This window comes from Thalassolituus alkanivorans (assembly GCF_020447205.1).
In the GTDB taxonomy this organism is placed as follows: Bacteria; Pseudomonadota; Gammaproteobacteria; order Pseudomonadales; family Oceanobacteraceae; genus Venatoribacter; species Venatoribacter alkanivorans.
Genome location: NZ_JAJAEL010000002.1, coordinates 48,746 through 62,289 on the forward strand (window position 1 = coordinate 48,746; position 13,544 = coordinate 62,289).

Genomic DNA, 13,544 nt, shown 5'->3' on the forward strand with positions numbered 1-13,544 from the left:
TTCCAGACTTCTCAAAAACGGGAGAACACGATGGACACATACAGCACACAGCAAATCTGTGAAGAAGGGCGTAACGGTCTGATGATATATGCAGAAGCGAATCCCGATCACTGGCGCGGCGGTTTTATCTGGACCCTGGTTGACGAAAAGAACGCCGAAATAACAGACGAAGGCCTTGCCTTCACAATGGAAGATGCTCTGAAAGAGGCCAGACACGCGGCCAATCAGAAACTGCCACATATCTCAGACTTAGATGTATCTGACAGCAGCCAGCCTTCAATCTGCTCAAACAGATCTTCAGGCTGAAGCCTGAGCTTTCCTTTCAGCGCGCACTCCCACACAACCAGAGTGCGCCAGCCCAGCTCCTGAAGCTCCGATAACTGCCTCTGATCCCGCCCCCGGTTTCCTTCCAGCTTTTCCTTCCACCATTCAGCCCGTGTGGACGGCCACTTGAACTGAGGGCAGTTATGCCGGTGCCAGAAGCAACCGTGAACAAAAATGACCGCCCGGTATTTCTTTAATACCAGATCGGGCTTACCGGGCAGGCGTTTATCATTCAGCCGGTAACGGTAGCCACGGGCAAACAATTCCTTGCGGATAAGGAGCTCGGGTCTGGTGTTTGTACCGCAGATAGCCGACATATTGCGGCTGCGGGTAATCTCATCGTGGACATCTGTCACCAATCAAAGCCCTCAGCTAACATCCTGACTATTTCACAGATGGCTGGCCAAAACTCAAAATACTGTATATATAAACAGACAAATATATTCATGCTCTATGTGTCGGCAGAGTGATACAATGTCACACAATTGACCCAGAGGCCACATATGAACACCGCCCAGCTTTCGTTCAACATTGACGGATATGAAGATTTCTCTGATACAGATCTGCTCAACAAAGTACTGGAAATCTATGACCAGAAATTCGTTGCTGAATATCTGAACGACTTCTCGCCGGGTCACTGGTGCCGGGAAACCATCAACCGCTGGGTTAAAGGCAAAGCCACACCGAACCTGAGCCATGCCGAGTTCCTGCATCTGCATAAGCTGATTCCGGAGCCCCGGGTAACAGCCGATGACTGTGACTTCCGCTTTATTGACCTGTTTGCCGGTATCGGTGGCATACGTAAAGGCTTCGAAGAACAGAAAGGCCTTTGTGTATTTACCAGCGAGTGGAACCCCTTCGCCCAGAAAACCTACAAAGCGAACTATGGGTCCGTTGACGAGCATATTTTTAATTCGGATATCCGCGATGTAACTCTTTCTGCTGATGAGTCCGTATCAGAATCAGAGGCATACAGACATATCGATAAAACCATTCCTGATCATGATGTACTGCTTGCAGGCTTCCCATGCCAGCCGTTCTCCATTGCCGGGGTATCCAAAAAGAACTCTCTGGGAAGAGCTCACGGCTTTGAATGCAATACCCAGGGTACACTCTTCTTTGATGTGGCGCGAATTATTGCGGCTAAAAAGCCCAAAGCATTTGTACTCGAAAATGTGAAAAACCTTAAAAGCCACGATAAAGGAAAAACCTTTAAGGTCATCATGAATACTCTTGATGAACTCGGCTACTGGGTTTCTGACAGCGAACATGAGGGGCCGAATGATCCGAAAATTGTCGATGCGCGGCACTGGCTCCCCCAGCATCGTGAACGGATTATTCTTGTTGGCTTCAGAAAAGATTTAAATATCCACGAGGGGTTTACTCTCAGAAATCTGAAAAAATACTACCCTAAAAAGGAAATCAGTCTGGGAGATATTCTGGATCCAGAAGTCGATCCTAAATACATACTCACACCGAAACTCTGGCAATACCTGTATCAGTATGCTGCAAAGCACAAAGCCAAAGGTAATGGCTTTGGCTTTGGCCTGGTAAATGAAAACAGCGTGGCAAGAACACTGTCTGCCCGGTATTACAAAGATGGCTCAGAGATTCTGGTTGATCGCGGCTGGGACTTCTCAAAAGGGTTCGAAAATAAGAAAAACCTTGAAAAAAGACCACGCAGACTGACGCCGGAAGAATGTGCCCGCCTGATGGGATTCAGCAAACCAGGAAAAAATAGTTTCAAAATCCCGGTTTCTGATACGCAGGCATATAAGCAGTTTGGCAATTCCGTTGTCGTTCCTGTATTTGAAGCTGTAGCGAAACTTATCCGGAAAAGAATCTGTCAATAATTCAGGAATACATCCTGACAATCAATAATGGCGCAAGGGAACTATGCACGAGAAAATATCTGACATTTTTAAAGCAGTAGCCATAAAAACGCTGAGATCTACTGACATTCCAAAAATAAACGTTACCAACGAAGAAAGAAAAGGGTCGAATCAACACGAGATTGGTGGTTTAGTAAAGGCTGGGTTCTCAAAATACCTAGGAACGGTATCTGATGGAAAACCAATTAACTTCAACGCAACGTTAGCGTATTTTGACGATGATAATTCCGAATCAATCGTATGCGAAGATGTCCTCTCTTGGTATGACACACGATTTAACGATGATTCCAGATCGCCTGAATACAGGCTTTATTACAAAGCAAACGATGTTACACGCCTTTTCGGCGAAGGTGATTTCTTTCTAATATCACTAACCAAAGAAAATAAGCTATTTATAATAGCGACCCCAAGAGGAAGTAACGCTGAAAGGCAGATGCGCTACCTATTTGGCGGAGAGAAAATCGAAGTAAGCCCGTCATTAAAAAAAGTCCCATTTGAAGAAAAAGACATTATCCTTCCGATCCGCTCGCTTCTATCAGAACACGGTATAATTCTGGATAGTTCGCGAGCAGAAGACGAGAATAACTTAACTCGAATGCTGGATATTTTTGGTAACGACTTCCCATCAACCAAAGAATTTTCCTTATTCGCCAGAAGTAATATATCTGACGCTATAGATCCCAAAGAAGATCCTGACAGCTCCTTGCTGGAGCGCATGGAGGAGGAAGAAAGTCTGTTCCGAATTCTGGAGAGACATATTGTCGCCAAAAGACTCAAAAGTGGTTTTGGCAGCAACGGTGAAGATGTAGATGAGTTCATCAGGTTTTCACTGAGCGTCCAGAACAGACGAAAATCCAGAAGTGGTCACGCCTTTGAAAACCATATTGAAGAAATCCTGAGAATTAATGACGTGAAGTTTCATCGTGGAGCCAAGACAGAAGGAAAGAAAACCCCAGATTTCCTGTTCCCTGGACCTCAGGAATACAAACTTGGGTCTTATCCTGAATCTAAAATCAGGATGCTTGGGGCAAAAACAACATGCAAAGACCGGTGGCGCCAGATACTAAGCGAAGCAAGCCGGATTAAGCGTAAGCACCTCATTACGATTCAGCCAGCGATATCCGAAGATCAAACGAATGAAATGCAACATGAGAACGTTCAGCTGATTATTCCAACGCCCATTCAGACTACCTATTCACCCGCACAACAGAGACAGCTGATTTCCTTCAAAGACTTTATTGATGAAGTTAAAGCGCTTTGATAGCACCAGATGAAAGGGAGCGTAAATGTAGGTATCAACGCTCCCTCCCCAACTTACCCCCAACCTTATCCACAAAACCACCAATCAATAACTTACCTAATCCCCTTGACACCCTGTCTTATCTTTTTCAACTAACCCCCTGAATCTGTTACAAAAAAATTGCACAAAAGCCTTGCTGCATCAGGCTTTTTCTGAGTTTCCGGCTTTTCTGCCTGAACGTTCAAACTTTCATCAATCTGTTACGCTGGCCCGGTTTGTCTTACCTGTAGCCATTCATCCCAAAGTTAGTCACAAAGTTATCCACTGAAGATGGGGGTAACTTATGGCTCTGTCAGCTGAAAATAGGCAGATGAGCTATTGCGCCGCGGCTGATACAATATGTGCCTTTATTTTTCAGCCGTTGATCAGACGAGGGACACCATGCCTGAATACCGTTCCAAGACCTCCACTGCAGGTCGCAATATGGCCGGAGCCCGTGCGCTGTGGCGCGCTACCGGGATGAAAGATGACGATTTCCAGAAGCCGATCATTGCTGTGGCGAACTCCTTTACCCAGTTCGTACCTGGCCACGTGCACCTGAAAGACCTGGGTCAGCTGGTTGCGCGCGAGATCGAGAAAGCCGGTGGTGTGGCAAAAGAGTTCAACACCATTGCTGTGGATGACGGTATCGCCATGGGTCACGACGGTATGCTGTACAGCCTGCCATCGCGTGAAGTGATCGCCGATTCGGTTGAATACATGGTGAACGCGCACTGCGCCGATGCCATCGTCTGTATTTCCAACTGCGACAAGATCACTCCGGGAATGCTGCTGGCGTCGCTGCGTCTGAACATTCCGGTGATCTTTGTTTCCGGTGGCCCGATGGAAGCCGGTAAAACCAAGCTGTCTGAGCACAAGCTGGATCTGGTTGATGCGATGGTTATCGCCGCCGACGATTCTGCCAGCGATGAGAAAGTGGCCGAATACGAGCGCAGCGCCTGCCCGACCTGTGGTTCCTGCTCCGGTATGTTTACCGCGAACTCAATGAACTGCTTAACCGAAGCGCTGGGTCTGGCGCTGCCGGGTAACGGCTCGCTGCTGGCGACGCACGCCGACCGTGAACAGCTGTTCCTTGAAGCCGGTCGCCGCATCGTGGAAATCACCAAGCGTTATTACGAAGAGAACGATGAGTCAGTTCTGCCACGTTCTATCGCCAGCTTTAAAGCGTTCGAAAACGCGATGACGCTGGATATCGTGATGGGGGGTTCAACCAACACCATTCTGCACTTGCTGGCTGCCGCTCAGGAAGCCGAGTGCGACTTCGACCTGAAGGACATCGACCGTCTGTCACGTGTGGTTCCGCAGCTGTGTAAAGTGGCGCCAAACTCGCCGCTGTACCATATGGAAGACGTACACCGTGCCGGTGGCATCATGGGTATTCTGGGTGAAATCGACCGCGCAGGTCTGCTGCACAGCGACCTGCCGACCGTACACAGCAAGACCATGAAAGAAGCGCTGGATAAGTGGGACATCATGCGCAGTCCAAGCGAAGAGGTGGTGAAGTTCTACAAAGCCGGTCCGGCCGGTATCCCGACCCAGACTGCATTCAGCCAGAGCACCCGCTGGCCAACACTGGACGGCGACCGTGAAAACGGCTGTATCCGTAATCTGGAACACGCCTATTCGAAAGAAGGCGGCCTGGCGGTTCTGTACGGCAACATCGCCCTCGATGGCTGTGTGGTAAAAACCGCCGGTGTGGATGAATCCATTCTGGTATTCCAGGGCAAAGCGAAAATCTTCGAAAGCCAGGACGATGCGGTAAAAGGCATTCTGGCCGATGAAGTGGTTGCCGGTGATATCGTGATTATCCGCTACGAAGGCCCGAAAGGCGGCCCGGGTATGCAGGAAATGCTGTACCCGACCTCTTACCTGAAGTCCAAGGGTCTTGGCAAAGCCTGTGCACTGCTGACCGATGGCCGCTTCTCCGGCGGTACTTCTGGTCTGTCGATTGGTCACTGCTCTCCGGAAGCTGCAGCCGGCGGTGCCATTGGCCTGCTGCAGGACGGCGATATCATCAATATTGATATCCCGAACCGTTCTATTAATGTCGATCTGAGTGCTGAAGAACTCGCACATCGTCGTCATGAGCAGGACAAAAAAGGCTGGAAACCAGCGGCCGAGCGCCCACGTAAAGTGAGCACTGCGCTGAAGGTTTACGCTAAGTTCGCCACCAGCGCCGATAAAGGTGCGGTACGCGATAAGAGCCTGCTCGACTGAGCCTGTTCTGACTCCGGCCGGAAATTGACCTGCGAGACGATCTTCGGCCAGTTATAATGCCTGCACTCATTATTGTTATGGTGCGGGCATTTTTATATACGCCAGCCGCGATTCAGGAATTATTCATGCTGCGTTTTGCTTTTAACCCTTTTTCTTTTTCCACCCCACTGCTCACCGGTTTACTCAGCCTGTCACTGTTGAGTGGCTGCGCCGCTCAGCGCATTGCCAACGAAGACAGCGTGTCGCAGGCCACCACCGAAAAGGTCAGTGAGTTAGGCAACGATTCCGAGCGTGCGCTGAGCCAGGCCGAAGCCGCTTATGCAACAGCCAGCAGCGAAGATCTGAGTTTTTATGCGCCACTGCATATGGAGCAGATTCAGCAGGCATTAAAGCAGGCGCGCAGCCATGAACTGGCCGGTGATGCGCAAGCCAGTATTGAATCTTCTGCGCGGGTGCTGAGCCTGCTCGACAGTGCTCTTAAGAATAAAGCGCGGGCGCAATCAGCGTTATCTCCGCTGTTTGCTCAGAAGGCGGTATTGGATGAAATCAAAGCCGGCAGCGTAATGAGTGCGCGCTATCAGCGTGAAATGAAAGAGCTGCGCAGTCTGATCAGCATGATCGAAGCCGGGGAGAGCGACAAAGTCATCGATAAATCCGCAGGCGTTCTGAAATCCCTGCAGCAGCTGGAGCTGGATACCATGCTGCGCCTGCACTGGCAGCCAGCCAACGAAACGCTGGAAAAAGCCGATGACGAGGATGCCGATACTCATGCGCCTGCGACCTTCAGCGATGCCGAATTACAGGTAGAAAAAGCGGCGCAAACCATTCGCCGTCATTATCAGGATCGTGCCCTGACGGAAAGCACGGGTAAAGAAGCTTTGCGCGCCGCACAACATGCCCTGTATATCGCCCGTGAAGCCAAAAATATTACCCGGCTGGACTCCGCTCAGGCAGAACAGGCGGCTCTGGAATTTGAAGGTTATCTGCACCAGTTAAGCATGACCTTAGGAGCCGGGGATATGCGTCATATGGCCCTGAAAGATCAGACGCTGGCCATCGTTCAGTATGCTGAAGAGCAGGCGCGTCGTAACGCGGCACAGCAAGCCACGTCACCAAACAACAGCGCAACGGCTATACCGGAGACGGCTTCTCCTGTTGTTGTTGAGCAACCGGACGCAGAAGCAGCACCGGCAGATGAGCAGCAACAGAACCCTGCCGAAGACACGACAGCTCCTGAAGAAGCTGCGCCTGAAAAGGAGAGCAGCGCGGAGCCTGCGGCAACGGAAACCAGCGCGGTAACAACAGAGAGTGCTGAAGAGGGTGTTGAAGAGAGCGCTGAAAAAGAAGAAATAAAGCCTGCAGAAAAACCGCAGGCCGAAGATTAATAACCACAGCTAAACCCGCCGCAGAAATCTTCTGCGCGGGTTTATCAATCTCCCGTCATCGCATATTCAAAACCCTTAATCCGCAAACCGCGATTAATGTAATCACTCACATGCACACCAAAACAACCGCTGCGGAATACGCCCTGGGGTTGATACGGAACACCGAAATCATCGGCCGGTGCCATGGATAAGTTCACAATGCGCTCCGGTTGTGGCTGCTTATCGGGGCCGAGAATCATAATAACTTTAGGCTTCAGCTGGTAACCGGGATCAGCGGATAAAATAATACCCACCTCACCGTTACTCATTTCCAGCAAATACCCCGGCGGGTAAAGCCCAATCATGGAAATAAATTTTCTTACCAGCTCTTCATCAAACTGGGTACCGCGGTTACGGTTCAGTATCCGCATCGCATCCAGCGATGACATGCCCGGCTTATAACAACGGTCACTGGTCATGGCATCATAAGCATCAGCAACGGTAACAATGCGGGTAAACAGCGATAATTTAGTGCTGTCGATACCACGCGGATAGCCTTTGCCGTCCAGCCGCTCATGATGGCTGTATGCCACATCCACAGCACCCGGATAAATATCCGAACGGCCCATTAATAATTGTTTGGCGTAAAGCGTATGCCGTGCCATCTCAGCAAATTCTTCCGGATCAAGCGGACCGGGTTTATTCAGAATTTCTGTTGGCACTTTCATCTTGCCGATATCGTGCATTAATCCGCAGATACCGAGATTTTCCAGCTCATAAGGGGCCAGATCCATTTGTTTACCTAACGCAATGGATAGCAGGCAAACGTTAACAGAATGCTCGGCGGTATATTCGTCCTGGTGTTTTAAACGGGTCAGCCAGAGAATCGCGTTAGGATTATTTACAACGCGTTCGACGCAATCTTTAACCGCTCTCTGTGCTTCCTGAAGATTAAATGCCTGCCCCAGCTGAGCACTGGCCAGCAGACGTTTAATCTGCAGTTTGGTCGCCTGGTAAGTGCGGTTGGCAGCACTCAGCTGCTGCGCCATTTCCTGTTTTTCAACATAGCGGGTGCGTTTTTGCGGCGCACTTTTTCCCTTCTCATCCAGCTCATTCCATTCTTCCTCGACAACATCGACGAATACCCACTTGCATAGGGTTTGAATAAGCAATAAATCATCATCGTTTTCCAGCAGGAATCCCTGAAAAAGAAAAGGTGACTCCGTCCATGGCCGGTCCAGTTCAACAATGTACATCCCGGCTGTAAGTTCCGACACGTCCATTCGCTTGCGCGTGTGTCGTTTATTGATCTGAAACTTGCGGCCATTACGCGTTGTTGTAATGGATCCGATCATTGATAAATACCTTTGTTATTATTGTTATTTTAAAGGCAGTGGCTCTGTCTGGCACTTTATTCTCTGCAGGAGATTTGTAGCTGGTTTTTGCCGTCTTTTGTTTCAAACTGCAACCGGTTAACAATGGCGTCCGGGATTTCTGTAGGGTGATGGGTCACATACAGCAAGGTAGTGTCATGCTGTTCTGCCAGACGATTAATAAAGGCCAGAACCAGCATACGGCTGGGGTCATCCAATCCCTGACAAGGCTCATCCAGAATCAGTAATGGCGGCTGTTTGATTAATGCCCGGGCAATCAGCACCAGGCGCTGTTCACCATAGGAGAGATGCTGCAGGCTCTGGTTGGCTTTATGACGCAGGCCGATAATATCCAGCCACTGCAGCGCCAGCTGCTTATCGTCATCACCGGTTGCCTGATACAGGCCGATGCTGTCATACAGGCCTGAAATAACGGTACTCAGCACATTGGTGGTCGCGCGGTATTCCCACTGCAGCGAAGCCGACACCAGACCTATGTGTTTTTTAATATCCCAGATGCTTTCACCGCGTCCGCGCTGCATACCGAACAGGCGCAGGTCGTTGCGGTAACACTGTGGATTATCGCCGGTGATCAGTTGCAGCAGACTGGTTTTGCCACTGCCGTTCGGTCCCTGAATGGCCCAGTGCTCCCCGGCTTCAACGCGCCAGTTAAGGCCACTGAACAGTTCACGTTCGTCATAGCGGATGGCAACGTCTTTCATACCGACCAGAGGTTCACCTTCAGCCAGCTGCAGTGCTGAACGTCCGGCTGCAGGGAAATCCGGCAGCGGCCGGTCAAAATGCATCAGGCCACGCAGTTCCGGCTGCGCCAGTACATCGTCTTTTGTACCCTGATACAGCAGGCGGGCATCGTGCATAAAAGCAACGTGCGTGATCCAGCCGGGTAATTCATCCAGACGGTTGGCAACCCACAACATGGCCTGCCCCTTCTGCTGCAATTCATTCAGCGCGTCACTGACGGCTTCACGGCTGATCTGATCCAGCCCCTCCAGCGGTTCATCCAGCACCAGCAGGTTGGGTTTATGGCGCAGAGCGTTAATCAGCAGCACTTTGCGGCTTTCGCCGGTCGATAACGAGCGGAAGCCCTGATTCAGCAGGTGGCGGATGCTCAGGCGATCAACCCAGCTTTCCACTTCAGCCAGAGGGGCAAGAAAATCACAGATTAATGTGCCTTTGTCCGGCGCATCATTCAGATCACTCTCGTCGTCATGGCGCTCCTGCTCAATCTGCGCGGCCTGTGCCTCCAGCGAGACGTAGGCCACCGACTCTGGCAAATCGCAGGCTTCGCCATGACTGAGCACCACCTGATCACCGGCCAGCGCCGACAGCACGGTTTTGCCGCTGCCGTTGGTGCCGGTAATCGCCCAGTATTCACCCGGGTTCAGCTGCCACTGATCAACTTCTAAATGACGGCCATCGTGCAGACGTGCCTGAATTGCAGAAAAACGCATGAAAACCTCAGCCCGGAGGCCAGCTCAGCGAGCGACCACCAATAATGTGCAGGTGCAGATGAAAAACCGATTGGCCGGCTCCGGCACCGTTGTTTACAACCAGACGATAGGCATCACCCAGCCCTTCCTGAGCAGCAATTTTACTGGCAGTCAGCATCAGGTGGCCGAGCAGCGCCTGATCTTCCGGCTCCGAATCACACAGACGCGGAATCGGCTTACGCGGAATCAGCAGGATGTGCATAGGTGCAGCCGGATAAAGATCGCGGAAGGCCAGACAATGCTCATCTTCATAAACCATGGTTGCCGGTAACTCACCACGGGCGATCTTGCCGAAAATCGTATCCTCAGACATGGGTAACTCCTTTACTGGAAAGCAGCAACCATAGGAAAAATTGATGAATATGACAATGACCAGACATTCAGTTAACGCGTCCTTTGGTTTCAGATCCGGTTGGTTTCAGATTCAGCCCGGCCTCTTATGACCATGACAGCATGGCGGGGCTTGGGTACGATGGTATCAATAAAATAAAAATCACCACAGGAACCTAACATGACCCCGATACTGCGCATCTTTGCTGCCGGGCTGCTGGCTTTGTCTGCGCTGTGCCAGGCTGACACCAGCGATAACCCGGTAACCGCCTTTGAGTGGCAGGCTTTTCCCTACGAACAAGCGCCTTATGACTATGCCGGCGAGCGGCTGAACGAATACTGGTTTCAGCTTAACCGCGCAACGGATTACCCCTTCCCAAATGCGGATTATTTATCAGCCGTACTGAGCAGTAATCCAGAGCTGAGACTGGCGACCCCGGAATTTGAATCGGTGGAACAACTGGCGGGAAAACTTCAGCAAGCCTGGCGTGAATTTTATAAAGGCAATTTTCAGGCGGCCGCCAGACAGGGGTACGCGATAGGACCGCTGGGACACGGCGTGGCATTTTATTCTCAGGCAACTTACGGCCTGCGTCTGGAAAATGATAAAGACAAACGTCATGCGCTATGGGAAGACATTATTGCCCGCCATGAAAAGACTGCGGCATTAACGCAGCATGACATTATGGCCCGCTATTTTGCCTTTTATGCCATGGCCCGTCTGAGTGAAGAAATTTCCTCCCCTACCGTGCTCAGCCGCGGTTATATGGACACCATGACCAGCGAGCTGAACACGATGGCAGAAGCCGAACCCTACAATGTGTTTGTGCTGGCTGCCAAAGGCTCAATGGATGCCGGCATCGTGCGTAAAATGGGGCATTTTATGGGGCGCATGGCCTACGGTGCAGATGATCAGGTAGTAGAGAACTATTACAACGCCGCACTCGCCCAGAACCGTTTAATTGCCAATGTTCATCTGGAAGCTGCGCAGAGCCTGCTTTATATCTACAAACAGAAAGCGCTCGACCGCGCCCTTGAACAGATGCGTATAGCCGCAGGTATTGCCCCCATTTCGGCGATGGAAGCACTGGACAGCTTCCATGCGAAAAAGCTGCTGAAAGAGCTGGAAGAAATAAAACAGGATAACGGCATCGGACTGCGTGATTATATTAAACGCGGTACGGAGTCGGGCAAAAACTACTACCTGTGATAAAACAGCTTGTGCTGTGATGATAAAAAGCCTGCAAATGCAGGCTTTTTATTTATCTCCGCGTTACAGCGACAAAGGCAACTCCAGATAGCTCTGGTAGATAAAGTCGCGATGCTCAAGCAGCCTTTCATCCAGTGCAGCGAGAATACGCTCATCAAGAGCAGAAAAGGCACTGCGGATTGGCGCAGGCATCGGGCACACCTCTTCCGCTAACGGACGGAACAGCGCCATAAAACAGGCCGCATAAATATCCACTGCACTGAGCTGCTCACCATAATAAAACCGGCTGCCCTGTTGCTGCTGTTCCTGCAGGCGCTTACTCAGTTTATTCAGCAACCTGACAATCTCCGGCACATACTGCCCGGCATTAGCGGCATCATAACCGTATTTTTTACCAAGATAGCCGGCTACCGGTGGTGGAAATCCCTCAAATCCCTGCAGGCCACGGTGCACGGCATCAAGACGGCGGAACCAGCCCAGACCATTCACTCCACAGATTTCCGCACACAGCGTCAGCACTTCCGTTCTGTGCGGATCTTCTGCAGGTAATAATGCCGGCTCCGGGCTCAGACGCTCTGCCAGCAGCAGAATTTCCTGCCAGTCGCTGCGTGGTGCTTCGTCATTCAGCATAAGCACCGGCGCATTTCTGCAACCGGTCCAGGCAGCCATCGCATCATCGCGCTGATCCAGACGAACCGCGAACCAATTGAGACCTTTAATCTTCAGAATGCCCTCCGCAGCTTCACCCCAGGGACTGGGAATGCCGCCAACCACAACCATGCGCAGCCCATCAGCCTGACGTGCCTGCTCTAATCCAACATAATTTACCGGCATCAGAAATCCTTATGTATTTTATATTTAAAGGAATAATGTTTTACGCAGCACGGTATTTCAAACGACAATCTCTGAAGTCAGATTCAGAATTTCTTAACTATGAAACCATATCGTAAAGCACCACCACTGCAGTATCTGCCGGCTTTTGTTAAATCGGCACAGTTGCGCAGCTTCAAGCATGCCGCCATGCAGCTGAATATCACGCCGTCAGCAATCAGCCAGCAAATCAAAGCACTGGAGGAAAATATTGGCCTGAGTCTGTTTAAACGCAGCCAGCGGGAGCTGCAACTCACACAGGCCGGTGCGAGTTTTTACGAAACCGCAGCCAGAGCACTCAGCGCGTACGAGAGTGGCTGGGAGGAGTTCTGCGGCCAATATATTTCAGCGACCATCCACCTGAGCATGATCTCCTATGTCGCCAATGAGATTGTTATTCCCCGTCTCGCAGAATTCCGCCAGGCATATCCGCAGATTGATCTGATTATTCACACCAGCATGGCCACAGAAAACCTGCAGGATAAAACCCTGGATGCGGCGATACGCTTCGGCACACCGCCCTGGGCCGGCCACGATGCGCAGCTGATCTGTCCGGCCTACGCCGTGCCTGTTGCCAGCAGCGAATATGTGCAACAGAACAAAGAGAAAGATAAAAACTGGCAGCAGCACAGCCTGATTCACGGCCGTAACGGCTTTGACGACTGGCAGGCGTTTGGCGGGGTCAGCGGCAAGCCGGCGGATAGCAATCCGCCGTTATATTTCGACAGCTACGACGCCGGTCTGTGCGCCGCAAAAGCGGGCCTTGGGGTTGCGCTTGCCATCTTACCGATCTCAGCGCATGAACTGCGTTCAGGACGCTTACAGGCGTTTGCCGATCAACCGCTGGAGTGCAGGGCAGGATTTTATTTCGTCAGTAAACCGAACGACCATAAACAGAAGGACTATGAGCGTGTGAATAGGTGGTTGTGCGGAGTCTTTGCTGCGCTGTAAGTTTATCTGGCGCGTTATTTTTCTATTTTTCAGACAAAGACTGAATGGCAGGATGTTGCTCAGCACAGCTTTCTTACGGGCAAAGAAAAAGCCCCAGTAACTTTCGTTACTGGGGCTTTGAATAAGAGCTTGACGATGACCTACTCTCACATGGGGAAGCCCCACACTACCATCGGCGATGCTGCGTTTCACTTCTGAGTTC

At 51.0% G+C, this 13,544-nt stretch carries 12 protein-coding genes and 1 rRNA gene; 7 read left to right on the top strand and 6 right to left on the bottom strand.

Annotated features, from left to right (window positions below; all coding sequences use genetic code 11):
- The first annotated feature begins 30 nt into the window (after positions 1 to 30).
- A complete protein-coding gene (locus LGT44_RS00685) occupies positions 31 to 306 on the top strand; it encodes a hypothetical protein (RefSeq protein WP_230331862.1) in 276 nt (91 codons plus the stop codon).
- Here the strand turns inward: LGT44_RS00685 and LGT44_RS00690 are convergent.
- Positions 225 to 680 carry a very short patch repair endonuclease gene (locus LGT44_RS00690; RefSeq protein ID WP_328296325.1) on the bottom strand — a complete coding sequence of 152 codons (456 nt, stop codon included), beginning with the start codon at positions 678 to 680 and terminating at the stop codon, positions 225 to 227. The genes LGT44_RS00685 and LGT44_RS00690 overlap by 82 nt on opposite strands.
- A gap of 147 nt (positions 681 to 827) precedes the next feature.
- Between LGT44_RS00690 and dcm the strand changes: the two genes are divergently transcribed.
- The 4 genes from dcm (at position 828) to LGT44_RS00710 (ending at position 7,118) form a co-directional block, all read left to right on the top strand.
- Entirely contained in the window at positions 828 to 2,177 is a 1,350-nt protein-coding gene (gene dcm / locus LGT44_RS00695) for a DNA (cytosine-5-)-methyltransferase (protein ID WP_230331857.1), read from the top strand.
- Positions 2,178 to 2,220: 43 nt separating this feature from the next.
- The gene (locus LGT44_RS00700; protein WP_230331856.1) at positions 2,221 to 3,477 is read left to right on the top strand and encodes a type II restriction endonuclease; all 1,257 of its coding nucleotides are present in this window, start codon (positions 2,221 to 2,223) and stop codon (positions 3,475 to 3,477) included.
- 420 nt (positions 3,478 to 3,897) lie between these two features.
- Entirely contained in the window at positions 3,898 to 5,733 is a 1,836-nt protein-coding gene (gene ilvD / locus LGT44_RS00705; RefSeq protein ID WP_230331855.1) for a dihydroxy-acid dehydratase, read from the top strand.
- Positions 5,734 to 5,789: 56 nt separating this feature from the next.
- Positions 5,790 to 7,118 (top strand): hypothetical protein, encoded by a 1,329-nt coding sequence (locus LGT44_RS00710; protein WP_230331854.1) that lies wholly within the window; start codon positions 5,790 to 5,792, stop codon positions 7,116 to 7,118.
- 44 nt (positions 7,119 to 7,162) lie between these two features.
- Here LGT44_RS00710 and LGT44_RS00715 read toward each other — a convergent pair whose 3' ends face one another.
- The 3 genes from LGT44_RS00715 to LGT44_RS00725 are packed head-to-tail and all read right to left on the bottom strand — an operon-like array spanning position 7,163 to position 10,294.
- A complete protein-coding gene (locus LGT44_RS00715) occupies positions 7,163 to 8,452 on the bottom strand; it encodes an HD-GYP domain-containing protein (RefSeq protein ID WP_230331853.1) in 1,290 nt (429 codons plus the stop codon).
- A gap of 56 nt (positions 8,453 to 8,508) precedes the next feature.
- Positions 8,509 to 9,942 carry a molybdate ABC transporter ATP-binding protein ModF gene (gene modF, locus LGT44_RS00720; protein ID WP_230331852.1) on the bottom strand — a complete coding sequence of 478 codons (1,434 nt, stop codon included), beginning with the start codon at positions 9,940 to 9,942 and terminating at the stop codon, positions 8,509 to 8,511.
- Positions 9,943 to 9,949: 7 nt separating this feature from the next.
- Positions 9,950 to 10,294 (bottom strand): histidine triad nucleotide-binding protein, encoded by a 345-nt coding sequence (locus LGT44_RS00725; RefSeq protein WP_145470598.1) that lies wholly within the window; start codon positions 10,292 to 10,294, stop codon positions 9,950 to 9,952.
- Positions 10,295 to 10,492: 198 nt separating this feature from the next.
- On the opposite strand from LGT44_RS00725, the gene LGT44_RS00730 reads away from it, so the two are divergent.
- The gene (locus LGT44_RS00730; protein ID WP_230331851.1) at positions 10,493 to 11,521 is read left to right on the top strand and encodes a hypothetical protein; all 1,029 of its coding nucleotides are present in this window, start codon (positions 10,493 to 10,495) and stop codon (positions 11,519 to 11,521) included.
- Between the two features lie 63 nt (positions 11,522 to 11,584).
- Here the strand turns inward: LGT44_RS00730 and LGT44_RS00735 are convergent, their stop codons facing one another.
- Entirely contained in the window at positions 11,585 to 12,355 is a 771-nt protein-coding gene (locus tag LGT44_RS00735; protein WP_230331850.1) for a glutathione S-transferase family protein, read from the bottom strand.
- Between the two features lie 99 nt (positions 12,356 to 12,454).
- On the opposite strand from LGT44_RS00735, the gene LGT44_RS00740 reads away from it, so the two are divergent.
- The gene (locus LGT44_RS00740) at positions 12,455 to 13,342 is read left to right on the top strand and encodes a LysR substrate-binding domain-containing protein (RefSeq protein WP_230331849.1); all 888 of its coding nucleotides are present in this window, start codon (positions 12,455 to 12,457) and stop codon (positions 13,340 to 13,342) included.
- 127 nt (positions 13,343 to 13,469) lie between these two features.
- Here the strand turns inward: LGT44_RS00740 and rrf are convergent.
- Positions 13,470 to 13,544 (bottom strand): 5S ribosomal RNA (rrf, locus tag LGT44_RS20305); the annotation flags it as partial.